Below are 15,317 nucleotides of genomic sequence, written 5' to 3'. Positions count from 1 at the left end.
ACCCCTCGACCTTCACAACAACAAACGGAGCACCCATGACCGATCAGGCCAAGCCGAACTGGCGCCTCGAAACCATCGCCGTGCACGGCGGTTATCGTCCCGACCCGACCACGCGCGCGGTCGCCGTCCCGATCTACCAGACCGTTGCGTACGCATTCGACGACACGCAGCACGGCGCCGACCTGTTCGACCTGAAGGTCCAGGGCAACATCTACACGCGGATCATGAACCCGACGACGGACGTGCTCGAGCAGCGGATCGCCGCGCTCGAGGGCGGCATCGGCGCGCTCGCGCTCGCGTCGGGGCAAGCCGCCGTCACGTACGCGATCCAGACGATCGCCGAAGCCGGCGACAACATCGTGTCCGCGAGTTCGCTGTATGGCGGCACCTACAACCTGTTCGCGCACACGCTGCCGCAATACGGGATCGCCACGCGTTTCGCCGACCCGCGCGACCCCGCGTCGTTCGAACCGCTGATCGATGCGCGCACGAAGGCGATCTTCGCGGAATCGGTCGGCAACCCGCTCGGCAACGTCACCGACATCGCCGCGCTCGCGGCAGTCGCGCATCGCCACGGCATCCCGCTGATCGTCGACAACACGGTGCCGTCGCCGTACCTGCTGCGACCGTTCGAGCACGGCGCGGACATCGTCGTGCACTCGCTGACGAAGTATCTCGGCGGGCACGGCACGAGCCTCGGCGGCGCGATCGTCGATTCGGGCAAGTTCCCGTGGGCCGACCACGCGGACCGCTTCAAGCGGCTGAACGAGCCGGACGTCAGCTATCACGGCGTCGTCTATACCGAAGCGTTCGGGCCGGCCGCGTATATCGGCCGCGCCCGCGTGGTGCCGCTGCGCAACATGGGCGCGGCGATCTCGCCGTTCAACGCGTTCCAGATCCTGCAGGGAATCGAGACGCTCGCGTTGCGTATCGAACGCATCAGCGACAACGCGCTGAAGATCGCGCAGCATCTCGCGCGCCACGAGCACGTCGAATGGGTGAACTATGCGGGCTTGCCCGATCATCCCGATCATCCGCTCGTCGCGCGCTACCTGTCGGGCCGCGCGCCGGGCATCCTGACGTTCGGCGTGAAGGGCGGTCGCGACGGCGGCGCGAAGTTCCAGGATGCGCTGAAGCTGTTCACGCGGCTCGTCAACATCGGCGATACGAAGTCGCTCGCGACGCACCCGGCCTCGACCACGCATCGTCAGTTGTCGCCGGCCGAACTCGCGAAGGCCGGCGTGAAGGAGGAAACGGTGCGGCTGTCGATCGGCATCGAGCATATCGACGACCTGCTCGCCGATCTCGACCAGGCGCTCGCGCAGCTTTGACCGCAACGGGCGCGCCGGCCGCTTGCCGGTGCGTCCGCATCAAACCGCTTGACTCTGGAGCGGCTTCAAGGTGTTCAATCCCCGGTTGATGCCGGGGCGATGCCCGGTGTGTACGATCGTGCGACGCAGCGCCCGCTGCGCCACGCCAACCGCCGAGAGGACTCATGACACCGACCGCGAAGCTCGCGCTGCTCACGTTACCGCCCGTGCTGGCGGCCTGTTTCGGCGCCCTCGCGGCCGCGTGGCGCGCGCCCGGCCCGAAAACGTCGAGCGTGATCCAGCATTTCACCGGCGGCATCGTGTTCGCGGCCGCCGCGCTCGAACTGCTGCCGCAGGACCGCGCACATGCGCTGTTTCCGGTCGTCGTCGGCTTCGTGCTGGGCCTTGCGCTGATGCTGGCGATCCGCGCGCTGTCGGGCGCGATCGAGACGCGCTTCGAGACGGCGCGGTTGCCGGTGAGCCTGATCATCGTCACCGCGATCGACCTCGTCGTCGACGGCCTGGTGCTCGGCATCGCCTTTTCCGCGAGCGACGAAAGCGGCATCATCCTGACCGTCGCGCTGACGCTCGAGGTGCTGTTCCTCGCGCTGTCGGTCAGCGCGGCGCTGGCCGCGGCCGGCATCGGCCGCTTGCTGTCGATCGTCGTGCCGGTCGCGCTCGCGGCGCTGCTGAGCATCGCGGCCGTGGCCGGCAATGCGGCGTTCGCCGGGCTGCCGGCGAATATCTATGCGGCGCTGCTGGGGCTCGGCACGGTCGCGCTGTTGTACCTCGTCACCGAGGAGCTGCTGGTCGAAGCGCACGAAGTGCCCGAGACACCGTTCGCGACGGCTGCGTTCTTCATCGGCTTCATCGTGTTCTTCCTGATCGAAGGATCGGTGAAAGCCTGACGCGCCGCGCTCGACGGCGCGACGGCTACCAGGTCGTCGCGCCGGTCGGATAGGTATCGACGATCCGCGTGCCGTTGACCGGCGTGACACCCGCGTTGCGCAACGCGGTCCACAGGTCGATCGCATGTTCGCGCGATTTGCGGCTGCCGTCGTCGGTCAGCACGTTCAGCGCGACCACTTCGTCGCGCGTGGTCAGTTGCAGTTGTTCCTTCAGCTTGCGTGACTGATGCGATGCGGTGCGAACGTCGCCAAGCACGATCGCCTTCGCCGCGACGGTCGACTCGTCGCCGGCATCGGCCGGCACGAACGTCAGCCGGCCGTTGGCGACTTCGCATTGCCCACGCGTGAACGTCGCAGTCCATGCGCCGGCCGGCACGGCCGCGAACTCGCAGCGCATCCGCTCGTTCGCGCGGCTGCCGGCATCGTGCGCCGCCGCGTGCGACAGCGCGCGTTCCGGCCAGCCTGCCGCCATCGCGGCCGTCGACATCAGGCATGCCGCCAGCACGATTCCCTTCGCGACATTGCGCATCGCGCTCTCCTTTCCGTCGATCAACGTTCAAAGCACCGCGAAGCGGTTGTCGCGTGCATCGACCATCGGCATCTTCTCGCCGCGATGAACGGTCGCGCGATGAATCTCCTGATTGCGCGCGACGGCGGCCGGACTCGCCGGATAGTCGTGATTCGGGCTCGGAATCACGCCGTCGTGACGCGCGCGCACCAGTTCCTGAATCACTTCCTGACGGCTCTGCGGCTGCGCGGCCACGGCTTGGGAGAACGCTGCAATCGACAGCGCGGCGGCGGCAATGACGATCATCGGACGCGGGATGTTCATGTTGGGGCTCCTTGCTGGAATGCCGTGACTGGAGCCTTCACTTTGATCCCGCGGCGGTGCGGATCCGTGATCGCCTGATGACGGTTTCGTCATCGTTCACGCATCTTTCACATCGCAGTGCGAATGAAATTCACCGCACGTTTCAGCGCGCATGACATTGCGATGACGTTTTTCTCATTTGTCCCTCACCGTCACGATCCGAACGCTTTCCAGAATCGCCACCGCAATCGCGATATTCCGGCCCGTCGCGACACAGGTTCGGCGCCGGCATCGAACGATGCACGAAACGATCATCTTGAACTTCAGGGACACACCATGAAAACTCCGGTTCGACTCGTCATGATGTCAGGGGCGCTGCTGACGACCGCGCATGCGGCGCAGGCAACGGAAGTCACGCTGTACGGCCTGTTCGATACGTCGCTGACGGTCGTGTGGAACGCCGATGCGCAGGGCAAGAACCTCGTCGGCCTCGGCAACGGCAACCTGCTCGGCAACCGCTTCGGCGTGAAAGGCGCGGAGGATCTCGGCGGCGGGCTGAAAGCGATCTTCACGCTGGAAAACGGCTTCAACCCGAACACCGGCGCGCTCGGGCAAGGCAACCGGATGTTCGGTCGGCAAGCGTTCGTCGGGCTGGAAAGCGCGCGCTGGGGGACGCTGACGCTCGGCCGCCAGTACGACGCGCTCGCCGATGTCGCGTGGCCGATCACCGGCGATTTCTACTTCGGCAGCGTGTACGCGACACCCGGCGACGTCGACAACTACGACACGTCGTCGCGCACCGACAACGCGGTGAAGTACACGTCGCCCGTGGTCGGCGGCTTCCAGTTCGTCGGCATGTACGCGCTCGGCGGTGTGGCCGGCAAGAGCGGCGCCGGCCAAACCTGGTCGGCCGGCCTGTCGTACAACCAGGGCCCGTTCGACGCGGCGGGCGGCTACTACTATGCGGCCAACCGCGCCTCGCTCGCCAACGGCGTCCGGACCGGCTGGAACGGCACGTCGGACGGCACGTTCGACGGGTCGCTGGTCAACGGCGGCTACCTCTCCGCGAAGTCGATCGGCATCGCACGCGGCGCGTTGCGCTACACCTTCGCACCGTTCACGGTCGGCATCGACTACAGCAATGCGCAGTACAAGGCCGATGCGACGTCGGCCTTTCGCGGCACGCAGAAGTACGACACCGCGCGCGGATTCTTCAACTATCAGGCAACCGCCAGCCTGCTCGTCGGCGTCGGCTACAGCTACACGAAGGCCCGCGGCGATACGAGCGCCACCTACCATCAGGTGTCCGCCGGCGCCGACTACGTGCTGTCCAAGCGCACCGATCTCTATGCGGTCGGCGCGTGGCAGCGCGCGAACGGCGAACAGCGCACGCCCGACGGCGGCACGCAGGCGGCCCAGGCGTCGATCGGCTCGTACGGCTACGGCGGCACGCGTACGCAGGGCATCCTCAATCTCGGGTTGCGCCACCGGTTCTGACTGCGACAGCCAACCCTGCGCGCTGCGTGACGAAAATTTCATGTTCCGATCAGGTTCGCGATGCGTCGCGTCGCTACGATCGGAACGGTAGCGGGCCATGCCCGTTTCCGTCCACGCAGCGGGTCGCTGCCGCACGGCACGATCACGCATTAGGCCCGGGCTCGTCGAGTACCGGGCTCTTTTTTACGCGGATCCGACGATCACGGCGCTGAATTGAGCCGCGGGTACACGCACGGATGCGTTTTCACATACAGGTTCGGATTGCCGCAGCGATGCCCGGCATAGTCGATTTGCTCGCCCGGCGTCAGATCGGCCGGCGCGGGCTTGCGCGCGGCAGCAGGGGGGGTGACCGTGGCGCCGGAACGTGTCGATGCGCAACCCGAGAACAACGGGACGATCAGGACTGCGATCAAGGCGAGGCGAATGGCGGGACGATGCAATTTTCGGTCCGGAATGAAGGTCTGAACGACGCCGTCCGCGCTCGATGCTGCTGGCGCGACCGGCACGAACGCCGCCGGCGCGGTCGGCCAGCGGCAGGCTTCATGTTCCGCTTCCCGCTCATCGCACCCATGACGCGAACATGACGGTTGCGTCATGTCGTTCGAGACCGCATGACGCGTTCTTGCCTCCGCAATCTGACGCATTTTTCATCTCGCGATCACGATCACGCACGGCTGCTTTCGCATACTGGGTCCATGGTTCGCCACCCGGCGGCCCTGAACAAGGAGAGCACTCGATGAAAACGGCAAAACTCGCAGCACTGTTCGTCACCGCCACGCTGTCGCTCGGCATGGCCACCCAGGCGGCGTTCGCCCAGACGCAACCGCAAGGCAAGTCCCGCGCGCAGGTCGTCAACGAACTGAAGCAGGCGCAGCACGACGGCGTCGTGCCGACGAGCAAGACGCAGTACCCGCCGACCGGCGAGATCGTCGCGCGCAACAAGGAACTTCACGGGATTTCGGTGCATGGCGGCGAGAAGAAGCCGCAGACCGACAATCACGACAACCTGACCGCGAAGCAATGATGACCGGCCACATGGCCGCGGGCAGCCCGCCGCGCGCGGCCCTCTTGCGGCAAACGCGCGGGCGTCGCCGCCCGCGCTGTCAGGTGCTGATGGCGGCCGGCCGTTGCGGTTCGGCCGGCCGGCGCGGAAAGCGCAGCCAGAAGGTCGTGCGGCGGCCCGGCTCGCTGTCGACGCCGCATTCGCCGCCGTGATTGTCCATAATCGACCGGACGATCGCGAGGCCGAGCCCCGTGCCGGACGCCGAATTGTGCCGCGACGGATCGACGCGATAAAAGCGCTCGAAAATCCGCCCGACATGTTCCGCGGCGATGCCGGGCCCCGTATCCGACACGGCGATCGTCGTCGCGCCGCCCTGCTCGACGCAGTCGATCGTCACGACGCTGCCGCGCGGCGCATAGGTCAGCGCATTCGACAGCAGGTTGCTCAACGCGCGCTGGTACAGCGTCAGGTCCGCATCGACCCACGCGTGGCCGTCGACCTTCACCGTCACGCCCTCGTCCTCCGCCAGCGGCTCGTAGTAGCCGGCCACGCGCTCCGCCTCCTCCGCCGCATTCAGGCGCCGCACGCTGATCGACGTGCCGGCCTGCTCCGAACGCGCGAGAAACAGCATGTCCTCGATCATCCGCGACAGCCGCTGGTATTCGTCGATGCTCGACTCGATCACGCTCCGGTATTCGTCCGCGCCGCGCGGCTGCGACAGCACGACCTGCGCGGCCGCCTGCAGGTTCGTCAGCGGCGTGCGCATGTCGTGCGCGAGGTTCGACGAGAACTGGCTCAGCCGCGTAAACGATTCGTTCAGCCGCGCGAGCATCCCGTTGAACGCGTGCTCGAGCTCCTTCAGCTCGCCTGACGTATCGAGTTCCGGCAGCGGATGCGCGAGCCGGCTCGTCGACATCTGCTCCGCGCGCGCCGCGAACCGCCGCAGCGGGCTCAGCCCGAGCGCCGCGATGCCATAGGCCATCACGGCCGCGAGCACCACGCCGAACACCTCGATCACGACGATCGTATAAGCATGCGTGCGCAACAGCAGCACGTCGGCGCTGCGATCGTACTGCACGGCGACGCGCACCACGGGCGCACCGGCGCCGGCCAGCGGCACGGTCGTCAGCAGATACTGGTGCCGCGCGGCCGGCGGCGCGACGCCGACCGGCACGCGGCCCGCGTTCATCGACATCAGCGGCGCATACGGACGAAAGCCGGGCGTGCCGACGAGGCGCGTACCGGCGGCATCGAAGATCGCGAGATCCATGTTCGGATGACCGTGCAACTGGTCGATCCAGATATCGGTGTTGCGCGCGACGTCGGCCGTCGTGCGCGCCTCGGCCAGGTGCGCCCCCAGGGCGGCGGAAATGCCGGCCATCTGCTCGGCCGCCGTCGTTTCGACGCGGTTGCTCAGCGCTTCGTACAGCGCGACGCCGCTCGACGCGAGGATCACCGACGTCGACAGGATGATCAGCGCGGTCAGGCGGCCGCGCAGCGTCCGCGGCAGCAGGCGCGCGATCATGCGGCCGCGCCGCCGCGCGCTTCGAGCACGTAGCCCATGCCGCGCACCGTGTGGATCAGCTTCGGTTCGTACGCGTCGTCGATCTTCGAGCGCAGCCGGCGGATCGCCGAATCGACGACGTTCGTGTCGCTGTTGAAATTCATGTCCCACACCTGCGACGCGATCGTCGCGCGCGGCAGGATCTCGCCTTCGCGGCGCATCAGCAGCCACAGCAGCGCGAACTCCTTCGCGGTCAGCAGGATCGTGTCGCCCTGCCGCGTGGCCTTGCGGCGCGTCAGGTCGAGTTCGAGATCGGCCACGCGCAGCGTGTTCGAGTCGCGCGGCTGGCCGCGCCGCAGGATCGACTTGATGCGTGCGGTCAGCTCGACGAAGTCGAACGGTTTCGCGAGATAGTCGTCCGCGCCAAGTTCGAGCCCCTTCACGCGATCGCCGACGTCGTCGCGCGCGGTGAGGAACAGCACGGGCGTCGACTTGCTGCGCCGCAGGTTCTGCAGCAGCGTCCAGCCGTCCTGCCCGGGCAGCATCACGTCGAGCACGAGCAGGTCGTACTCCTCCGTTTCGGCCTGGTGCTGGCCCGTGATGCCGTCCTCGACCCAGTCGACGACGTAGCCGGCCTCGGTCAGGCCCTTGCGCAGATACGCGCCCGTCTTCGGTTCATCCTCGACAATCAGAATTCGCATCACGCATTACCCTTGAAGAAACCCAGCCGGCGCAGCACGCCCGCGCCGAAGCCGCCACGCAACGCCGCGCGCCACGACACCGCATGGCTGACCCGGTACAGCACCGGCAGCACCAGCAGCGTCAGCGCCGTGGACGACAGGATACCGCCGATCACGACCGTCGCAAGCGGACGCTGCACTTCGGCGCCGGTGCCGGTCGCGAACGCCATCGGCAGGAAGCCGAGCGACGCGACCAGTGCGGTCATCAGCACGGGGCGCAGCCGCGTGAGCGCGCCGTCGTGCACCGCGGCGTCGAGCGGCATCCCTTCGTCGCGCAGGTTGCGGATGAACGAGATCATCACGAGACCGTTGAGCACGGCCACGCCGGACAGCGCGATGAAGCCGACCGCCGCCGTGATCGACAGCGGAATTCCGCGCAGCCACAGCGACACGACGCCGCCGCTCAGCGCGAACGGAATGCCGGTGAACACCAGCAGCCCGTCCTTCACGTTGTTGAACATCACGAACAGCAGCACGAACACCATGAACAGCGCGAGCGGCACGACGAGCTTCAGGCGCTCGCTCGCGCTCTGCAACTGCTCGAACTGGCCGCCCCACGACACCCAGTAGCCGGCCGGCACGCGCACGTCCTGCTGCAACTGCTCGCGCGCATCGGCGACGAACGAGCCGACGTCGCGACCGCGCACGTTCGCGCTGACCACCACCCGGCGCTTGCCGTCCTCGCGGCTGATCTGGTTCGGGCCCGGCGCCACGTCGATCGTAGCGAGCTCCGCGAGCGGCACGTACGGCGCCGCCGCGAGCGGTGCGCTGGCGCCGGCGGCCGGCGCGGGCAGCGCGATCGGCAGCCGCTTGATCGCCTCGATGTCGGAGCGCAGCTCGTCGGGCAGCCGCACGACGATGTCGAAGCGACGGTCGCCCTGGAACAGCGTGCCGGCCTTCTGCCCGCCGACAGCCGCGGCCACCGAATCCTGCAGGTCAGCCACGCTCACGCCGTAGCGCGCGAGCTTGTCGCGGTCGAGGTTGACGGTCAGCACCGGCAGGCCCGTGGTCTGCTCAACCTTCACCTCCGACGCGCCCGGCACCTTCTGCAACGCGGCCGCGATCTGCTCGCCGGTCTGGTTCAGCACGGCCATGTCGTCGCCGAAGATCTTCACGGCGACGTCGCTGCGCACGCCGGAGATCAGTTCGTTGAAGCGCAGCTGGATCGGCTGCGAGAATTCGTATGCGTTGCCCGGCAGCTCGGCGAGCGCTTCCTCGATCTCGCGCACGAGCTGGTCGCGCGGCTTCTTCGGGTCGGGCCACCGGTCGGCCGGCTTCAGCATGATGTAGCCGTCCGACAGGTTCGGCGGCATCGGGTCGGCCGCGATCTCGGCCGTGCCGGTACGGGCGAACACGCGCTCGATCTCCGGGAAGCGCGCCTTCAGCGTCTTCTCGATCGCCTTCTGCATCTCGATCGACTGCGACAGGCTCGTGCCGGGAATCCGCAGCGCGGACACGGCCAGATCGCCCTCGGTGAGGCTCGGGATGAATTCGCTGCCGAGCCGCGTCGCGAGCCCGAGCGTGACCAGCACGATCGCGCCCGCGCCGATCATCACGCGCGTCGGGCGCGTCATGAACGCGGCGAGCACCGGTTCGTACGCGCGCCGCGCCCAGCCCATCAGCCGGTTCTCCTTCTCCTCGACCCGCTCGCCGATGAACAACGCGACGGCCGCCGGAATGAACGTGACGGTCAGCACCATCGCGGCGGCGAGCGCCATCACGACGGTCGTCGCCATCGGATGGAACATCTTTCCTTCCACGCCGGTCAGCGCGAAGATCGGCAGGTACACGACCATGATGATCAGTTGCCCGAAGATCAGCGCGCGGCGCGCCTCCTGCGACGCGCCGAACACTTCGGCAAAACGCTCGTCGCGCGTGAGCGGCCGCCCGGCCGCCGACTGCGCATGCGCGAGCCGCCGCACGCAGTTCTCGACGATCACCACCGCGCCGTCGACGATGATCCCGAAGTCGAGCGCGCCGAGGCTCATCAGGTTCGCGCTCACCTTCGCGTTGACCATCCCGGTGAAGGTCATCAGCATCGACAGCGGAATCACGAGCGCGGTGATCAGCGCAGCGCGGATGTTGCCGAGGAACAGGAACAGCACGGCGATCACGAGCACCGCGCCTTCGAGCAGGTTCTTCTTCACCGTCGCGACGGCCTTCTCGACGAGCACCGTGCGGTCGTACACCGGAATCGCCTTCACGCCGGCCGGCAGCGTGCGGTTCACGTCCTCCATCTTCGCCGCGACGGCCTTCGACACCGTGCGGCTGTTCTCGCCCATCAGCATGAACACCGTGCCGAGCACGACTTCCTCGCCGTTCGACGTCGCGGCGCCGGTGCGCAGTTCGCGGCCGATGTCGACCACGCCGACGTCCTTCATCCGCACCGGCACGCCGCCGACGTTGGTCAGCACGATGTTCGCGATGTCGTCGACGGTGCGCGCCTGGCCCGGCACGCGCACCAGATACTGCTCGCCGCGCTTTTCGATGTAGCCGGCGCCGACGTTGTCGTTATTGCGCTCCAGCGCGCGCACGACGTCGGCGAGCGTCAGCCCGTACGACATCAGCTTCGCCGGATTCGGCGCGACGCGATATTCCTTCACGTAGCCGCCGATCGAGTTCACCTCGGTCACGCCGCGCACGTTGCGCAACTGCGGCCGCACGACCCAGTCCTGCAGCTCGCGCAGGTCGGCGGCCGTATAGCGCGTGCCGTCGGGCTTGCGCGAGTCGGCGTCGGCCTCGACGGTCCACAGGTAGATCTCGCCGAGGCCGGTCGAGGTCGGCCCCATCGCGGGTGCGATGCCGGCCGGCAGCTTGTCCTTCGCTTCCTGGATGCGCTCGTTGACGAGTTGCCGCGCGAAGTAGATGTCGGTGCCGTCCTTGAAGATCACGGTGACCTGCGACAGCCCGTAGCGCGAGATCGAGCGCGTCTGTTCCAGCCCGGGCAGCCCGGCCATCACGGTCTCGACCGGATACGTGATGCGCTGCTCGGCCTCGAGCGGCGAGTAGCCGGGCGCGGACGTATTGATCTGCACCTGCACGTTGGTGATGTCGGGCACGGCGTCGATCGGCAGCCGCTGGTAGCTGAACACGCCCAGCGCGGCCACGGCCGCGATCGCCAGCATCACGAGCCAGCGGTGCGCAATCGCGAAGCGGATCAGGCGCTCAAACATGTCGGGATTCCTTGAAACGAGGCACGGTCGCCCGTACCGGGCGGGCCGCGCGGCCCGTCATCCGGCGGACCGGAAAGCGGGCCGCATAGCGGGCCGCCAGTCGCGCCACGATGCACGCGTATTGCTGCTCATTCATGTTCCGCGCTCCCCTTGCCGAGTTCCGCCTTCAGCACGAAGCTGTTCGATGCCGCGTATTCCTGGCCGGGCTTGAGCCCCTTCAGCACTTCGGTCGCGCGTTCGTCGCGCCGCCCTGTTTCGACGGCCTGCGCGACGAAGCCCTTCGGCGAGCGCACGAATACCGACGGCGCGCCGTCGACGTCCTGCAGCGCGTCGCTCGCGACCGCGAGCGGCACACCCTGCTTGCCCGCGTCGACCGACACGTTCACGAACATCCCCGGCCGCCACACGCGGTCGGGGTTCGGCAGCACGACGCGCGCCGGCGCGGTGCGCGTCTGCTCGCCGAGCAGCGAACCCACGTACGCGATCGGGCCGCTCGAGCGCGATTCGAACGCGGTCGCGATCACCGTTGCGTCGCGACCGACGCGCACGTCGTTGAGCCGCTGCGCGGGCACCGCCATCTCGGCCCATACGGTCGACAGATCGGAAATCACGAACATGCTCGCGTCCGCAGCGATCGCCTCGCCGGGCGTCGCATGCTTCTCGACGATCGTGCCCGCGAACGGCGCGCGCAGTTCATACCGGTTCAGCGCGCCCGCGCCGACCGGTGCGTTCAGCGCGGCGAGCTTCTGCCGCGCGTTCTGCACGGCGATCTCGGCCTCGCGCAACTGCACCTGCGCCTGCTGATAGTCCTGCTCGGCCGAAATGCGTTCCTGCCACAACGTGCGTTCGCGCTCGTAGGTCGCGCGCGCCCCCGACAGCCGGCGCTCGGCCGTCAGCAACTCGCTGCGGCGGTCGGCCAGATCGGTGCTCGCGATCACCGCGAGCACCTGCCCCTTCGCGACGTTCTGCCCGAGCGATACCGATACCTGCTCGACGATGCCGGCCACGCGCGGCACCACGTGCGCGGTGCGATCCTCGTTGAACCTGATTTCGCCGGGAAGCTGGAACGGCGTCGCGATCTGCGCGGGGCCGGCTTTCGCGAGCGCGATCTTCGACGTCGCCAGTTGCGCGTCGGTCAGCGCGATCGCGCCGTCGGCGCGCGCGAACGGGAACGACGCGGCGTCGTTGCCGGCCTTCACGTCGATCGTCGCATCGAACACGTGCGGCTTCGCGATCGACTGCGCGGACACGAACTTCTGGCCGGCCGCGTCGAACCGCAACGGTTCGTGCGTGCGGTCGTAGCGCACCAGCGTGCCGGACACGGTCACGCCCTTGTCCACCGGCTTGCCGTCGACGAACGGATAGACGACGAGCCGCGCGTCGCCGGGCTTTTCCGTCATCACGATCTCGACGGACAGCTTGCCGCGCTTGAGTACGACACCGCCGCGCGCGCCGGCGCCGGCGGCCGGCTGCGCGACTTCGGCGGCGGTCGGCGCCGATGCGCCGCCGCCCCGAGTGACGGCGAGCGCGCCGATCACGATCCCTGCGCCGCCGAGCACGGCCGCCGCAATAACGAAGATTCTGCTGCGTGACATGATGATCCTTCAGGTAGGAGGGGCGCTTATCGCGCGACGGCCGCGAGCGGCGTGCCGACGAGGCGGCCGATATCGGCGCGGGCCGCATGGGCGCCGGCGAGCGCGCGCACGTATTGCGACTGCCCCTGGAACAGCGTGCGCTGGGCGTCGAGCACGTCGAGGATGCTGAACTTCCCGAGTTCGTAGCCGCGCGACATCGCATCGAGCGCGAGGCGCGCGGCCGGCAGGATGTCGGACTTCAGCCGCTGCGCTTCCTGCTCGGCCGCCTCGAAATTCGCGTATGCCTGCGTCAACTCCAGCCGCAGGCGGGTGCGTTCGCGATCGAGATCGGCGTTCGCGCGCTCGGCCTTGTGCGTCGCCTCGAGCAGCGCGCCCTTGTTCGTGTTGAACAGCGGAATCGGGATCGACACGCCGACCACCGCCTGGTTGTCCGGCACGCCGCCGGTGGTCACGCGCTTCACGCCGGCGCTGACCGTCACGTCCGGAATGCGCCGCGCGCGTTCGAGCGATATGGCCGCGTTCGAGCGCAGCATCTCGGCGCGCGCGACCCGCGCGAGCGGCGCATCGTCGAGTTGCGCGGTCAGCGCGGACAACGGCTCGACCGGCGGCACGGTTTCCAGGTCGCCGAGCACCGCGAGCCGGTCGTTGCGCGCCTCGCCCATCACCGCGTTCAGTTTCTCGCGCGCGACCTCGACACGGCCGCGCGCGGTCACGACTTCGATCTGCACGCCGGCCGCCGCGACCTGCGCCTTGGTCGCCTCGACCGGCGACACCTTGCCGGCCTGCGCGCGGCGCCCCGCGAGGTCCGCCGAACGCGCGGCGATCGCGGCCGACTCCTCGGTCACCTGAAGCTGGCGCTGCGCGGCGAGCAGCCCGTAGAACGCAGCGATCACGTCGGCGCGCACGGCGGCGCCCTGGTCGTCGAGCGACGCGCTGGCCGCCTCCCGGCCGTATGACGCGACGTCGAGCCGCGCGCGGCGCTTGCCGCCCAGCTCGATGGTCTGGTTGATCAGCGCGGTGGACGTGCGTTCGGCGCGACTGAAGCCTTCCTGCAGGAACGACACTTCGGGGTTCGGCCGCGCGCCGGCCTGCATCAGCGCGCCGGCCGATGCATCGACATCCGCGCGTGCGCCGCGCAGCGCCGGATTGTTCCGGGCCGCGACCGCGAGCGCGTCGGACAACGTCAACGACGACGCAGGAAGCGCATCGGACGGCGGTGCGCCGATCGGCGCGGCGGCGGCAGCCGGGGACGGCCCCGGCGACAGCGATGGCTGCGCATGAGCCGTCGCGGCCATCGCGAAAACGATGGCCACGGCGAGGTAGGGCTTGAGCATGTTCGGTTCTGCGGTAACGGTTTGCGACCGATGCTACGGACCAGCCGCAGTGCGAACATGAGGCGAAGATGATATTTCCGTCATGTGGGGCGCGGCAGCACGCACGCGTGCGACGCCCCGCGGGAACGGTGTCCCCCGTGGATGACGGGAAAATTCCGTGAGCGCGCGGCGCGATGGCCGCACGACAGCATGCGGAGGTTCGGGAATGCGGCACGCGCAGGCCGCACGCCCCGCACGTGAATCAGGTGATGCGCTGCTTCCCCCGCCGTCGCCGCACGAGCCAGTCGAGCAGTTGCCGCCCGTCGCGTTCGCCGAACCAGCGCGCGTGCCCGATCAGGTAGCCGTCGTACGCGATGTCGACGATCGCCGGCGCGTCGATGATGCAGCCGAAATACGCGACTTCCGACAGCGCGAACTCCGTATGCACGATCGGCAACAACGCGACCAGCGCCGCATACGCGTCGTCGCTTAGCGGTTCGAGCGATTCGTAGCCGTCGAGCAGCGCGTCGATCTGGTCGTATTCCACGCGCCGTGCATCGGCCGGCGCCATCCAGTCGACGGTATTGCGCTCGATCGCGAGCGCGAGATCCATCACCGCGCAGGTGCGGTCCGACAAGCCGAAATCGAGCACGGTGCGCACCTGCGCGCCGGGCCCCGCATCGGTCCACAGCAGGTTCGACGCATGCCAGTCGCCGTGCGTCCACAGCGGCGGCAACGCGGGCAGCAGCGGCACGAGGCGCGCGTGATACGGGCCGATCGCATCGGCCACGTCGCCACGCCAGTCGCGCGCGCCCAGCGCGCGCACCAGCAACGGCTGCGCGTCGACCCAGCGTTCGAGCGCGCCCGCCAGATCGGCGGACGACAGCACGCGAAAACTCGACAGCAGCGTGCGCACGGGCCGTGCGGGCGCATCGTAGCCGGCCGACGCGCGATGCAGTTCGGCCAGCGCGCGGCCGGCCGCGTACGCATGCGAAGGATGCGTGAACGGCTGCCACGACATCACGCCGCGATACGGATCGACGCCGGGCGCGAGAACATGCACCTCGTATGTCCATTCGCCCGACGCGAACGCGGTCGCACCATTGCGATCGGCCAGCACGTCCACCACCGGCATCCCGCGCTCGCGCAGATGCGCGATGAAGCGATGCTCTTCCTCAAGCCCCGCGACATCGCGCAGGCTCGCATGATGTCGCTTGACGAACAACCCGCGCCCGTCCGCCATCCGCACCAGCACCGCTGCCGCGAACTGCCGCGGGCTGTGCCACGTCAGCCGCACCGGCTCGCCCGCGCCGTCGATCCGCGCGAGCACGGCCGCCACCTCGCCGTGCGTCATCAGCGGCCAGTCGCGTTCGGCCTGCTCGCCGTCCACGCCGAATTGCGGCGGTGCGACGTCACGCGACAGGGGGCCGTCCGGCTCGAGGGGGAATGACATAACCGACGTT

Annotated in this window: 13 protein-coding genes; 4 read left to right on the top strand and 9 right to left on the bottom strand. The window is 68.5% G+C overall.

Annotated elements, in window-relative coordinates; translation table 11 throughout:
- Positions 1-35 precede the first annotated feature (35 nt).
- Together KU887_RS29040 and KU887_RS29035 are read left to right on the top strand one after the other, a co-directional pair.
- The gene (locus KU887_RS29040; RefSeq protein WP_034202699.1) at positions 36-1,331 is read left to right on the top strand and encodes an O-acetylhomoserine aminocarboxypropyltransferase/cysteine synthase family protein; all 1,296 of its coding nucleotides are present in this window, start codon (positions 36-38) and stop codon (positions 1,329-1,331) included.
- A 164-nt stretch (positions 1,332-1,495) separates the two neighbouring features.
- The gene (locus KU887_RS29035) at positions 1,496-2,218 is read left to right on the top strand and encodes a ZIP family metal transporter (protein WP_059722490.1); all 723 of its coding nucleotides are present in this window, start codon (positions 1,496-1,498) and stop codon (positions 2,216-2,218) included.
- Positions 2,219-2,243: 25 nt separating this feature from the next.
- On the opposite strand, the gene KU887_RS29030 is transcribed toward KU887_RS29035, so the two are convergent.
- Positions 2,244-2,747 (bottom strand): hypothetical protein, encoded by a 504-nt coding sequence (locus tag KU887_RS29030; RefSeq protein ID WP_006496083.1) that lies wholly within the window; start codon positions 2,745-2,747, stop codon positions 2,244-2,246.
- Between the two features lie 27 nt (positions 2,748-2,774).
- Positions 2,775-3,050: a DUF4148 domain-containing protein gene (locus KU887_RS29025; protein ID WP_258256542.1), complete on the bottom strand. Its 276-nt coding sequence runs from the start codon at positions 3,048-3,050 to the stop codon at positions 2,775-2,777.
- A 315-nt stretch (positions 3,051-3,365) separates the two neighbouring features.
- On the opposite strand from KU887_RS29025, the gene KU887_RS29020 reads away from it, so the two are divergent.
- Positions 3,366-4,526 carry a porin gene (locus KU887_RS29020; protein WP_124633706.1) on the top strand — a complete coding sequence of 387 codons (1,161 nt, stop codon included), beginning with the start codon at positions 3,366-3,368 and terminating at the stop codon, positions 4,524-4,526.
- 200 nt (positions 4,527-4,726) lie between these two features.
- Here the strand turns inward: KU887_RS29020 and KU887_RS29015 are convergent, their stop codons facing one another.
- On the bottom strand, positions 4,727-5,170 hold the full coding sequence (locus KU887_RS29015) for a hypothetical protein (RefSeq protein ID WP_226245100.1): 444 nt from the start codon (positions 5,168-5,170) through the stop codon (positions 4,727-4,729).
- A gap of 92 nt (positions 5,171-5,262) precedes the next feature.
- Here KU887_RS29015 and KU887_RS29010 point away from each other — a divergent pair, with 92 nt between their 5' ends.
- Positions 5,263-5,550 carry a DUF4148 domain-containing protein gene (locus KU887_RS29010; RefSeq protein ID WP_006490475.1) on the top strand — a complete coding sequence of 96 codons (288 nt, stop codon included), beginning with the start codon at positions 5,263-5,265 and terminating at the stop codon, positions 5,548-5,550.
- 79 nt (positions 5,551-5,629) lie between these two features.
- Here KU887_RS29010 and KU887_RS29005 read toward each other — a convergent pair whose 3' ends face one another.
- The 6 genes from KU887_RS29005 to KU887_RS28980 all read right to left on the bottom strand — a co-directional run bounded on the left by KU887_RS29005 (position 5,630) and on the right by KU887_RS28980 (position 15,307).
- The gene (locus KU887_RS29005) at positions 5,630-7,054 is read right to left on the bottom strand and encodes a heavy metal sensor histidine kinase (protein ID WP_059722486.1); all 1,425 of its coding nucleotides are present in this window, start codon (positions 7,052-7,054) and stop codon (positions 5,630-5,632) included.
- Positions 7,051-7,734: a heavy metal response regulator transcription factor IrlR gene (gene irlR, locus KU887_RS29000; protein WP_006490455.1), complete on the bottom strand. Its 684-nt coding sequence runs from the start codon at positions 7,732-7,734 to the stop codon at positions 7,051-7,053. The genes KU887_RS29005 and irlR overlap by 4 nt, the downstream gene beginning before the upstream one ends.
- The gene (locus tag KU887_RS28995) at positions 7,734-10,946 is read right to left on the bottom strand and encodes an efflux RND transporter permease subunit (protein WP_258256536.1); all 3,213 of its coding nucleotides are present in this window, start codon (positions 10,944-10,946) and stop codon (positions 7,734-7,736) included. Before KU887_RS28995 ends, irlR begins: the two co-directional genes overlap by 1 nt.
- A 128-nt stretch (positions 10,947-11,074) precedes the next feature.
- Positions 11,075-12,541, bottom strand: a complete 1,467-nt coding sequence (locus KU887_RS28990) for an efflux RND transporter periplasmic adaptor subunit (protein ID WP_258256534.1) — start codon at positions 12,539-12,541, stop codon at positions 11,075-11,077.
- A 26-nt stretch (positions 12,542-12,567) separates the two neighbouring features.
- Positions 12,568-13,875, bottom strand: coding sequence for a TolC family protein (locus KU887_RS28985; protein WP_258256533.1), 1,308 nt, complete (start codon positions 13,873-13,875; stop codon positions 12,568-12,570).
- A gap of 241 nt (positions 13,876-14,116) precedes the next feature.
- Positions 14,117-15,307 carry a phosphotransferase enzyme family protein gene (locus KU887_RS28980; RefSeq protein WP_258256532.1) on the bottom strand — a complete coding sequence of 397 codons (1,191 nt, stop codon included), beginning with the start codon at positions 15,305-15,307 and terminating at the stop codon, positions 14,117-14,119.
- Positions 15,308-15,317 lie beyond the last annotated feature (10 nt).

Origin of the sequence: Burkholderia sp. EMB26 (assembly GCF_024730645.1) — a bacterium.
Taxonomy (GTDB): Bacteria; Pseudomonadota; Gammaproteobacteria; order Burkholderiales; family Burkholderiaceae; genus Burkholderia; species Burkholderia cenocepacia.
Note: the sequence above shows the minus strand (reverse complement) of the source record. Positions and strands in the feature narration are given on the sequence as shown.

What these genes read in the sequence shown, in the direction of transcription:
- KU887_RS29040 (WP_034202699.1), top strand. Translation starts at nt 36, where the DNA reads ATGACCGATCAGGCCAAGCCGAACTGGCGCCTCGAAACCATCGCCGTG.
- KU887_RS29035 (WP_059722490.1), top strand. Translation starts at nt 1,496, where the DNA reads ATGACACCGACCGCGAAGCTCGCGCTGCTCACGTTACCGCCCGTGCTG.
- KU887_RS29030 (WP_006496083.1), bottom strand. Translation starts at nt 2,747, where the DNA reads ATGCGCAATGTCGCGAAGGGAATCGTGCTGGCGGCATGCCTGATGTCG.
- KU887_RS29025 (WP_258256542.1), bottom strand. Translation starts at nt 3,050, where the DNA reads ATGAACATCCCGCGTCCGATGATCGTCATTGCCGCCGCCGCGCTGTCG.
- KU887_RS29020 (WP_124633706.1), top strand. Translation starts at nt 3,366, where the DNA reads ATGAAAACTCCGGTTCGACTCGTCATGATGTCAGGGGCGCTGCTGACG.
- KU887_RS29015 (WP_226245100.1), bottom strand. Translation starts at nt 5,170, where the DNA reads ATGCGTCAGATTGCGGAGGCAAGAACGCGTCATGCGGTCTCGAACGAC.
- KU887_RS29010 (WP_006490475.1), top strand. Translation starts at nt 5,263, where the DNA reads ATGAAAACGGCAAAACTCGCAGCACTGTTCGTCACCGCCACGCTGTCG.
- KU887_RS29005 (WP_059722486.1), bottom strand. Translation starts at nt 7,054, where the DNA reads ATGATCGCGCGCCTGCTGCCGCGGACGCTGCGCGGCCGCCTGACCGCG.
- irlR (WP_006490455.1), bottom strand. Translation starts at nt 7,734, where the DNA reads ATGCGAATTCTGATTGTCGAGGATGAACCGAAGACGGGCGCGTATCTG.
- KU887_RS28995 (WP_258256536.1), bottom strand. Translation starts at nt 10,946, where the DNA reads ATGTTTGAGCGCCTGATCCGCTTCGCGATTGCGCACCGCTGGCTCGTG.
- KU887_RS28990 (WP_258256534.1), bottom strand. Translation starts at nt 12,541, where the DNA reads ATGTCACGCAGCAGAATCTTCGTTATTGCGGCGGCCGTGCTCGGCGGC.
- KU887_RS28985 (WP_258256533.1), bottom strand. Translation starts at nt 13,875, where the DNA reads ATGCTCAAGCCCTACCTCGCCGTGGCCATCGTTTTCGCGATGGCCGCG.
- KU887_RS28980 (WP_258256532.1), bottom strand. Translation starts at nt 15,307, where the DNA reads ATGTCATTCCCCCTCGAGCCGGACGGCCCCCTGTCGCGTGACGTCGCA.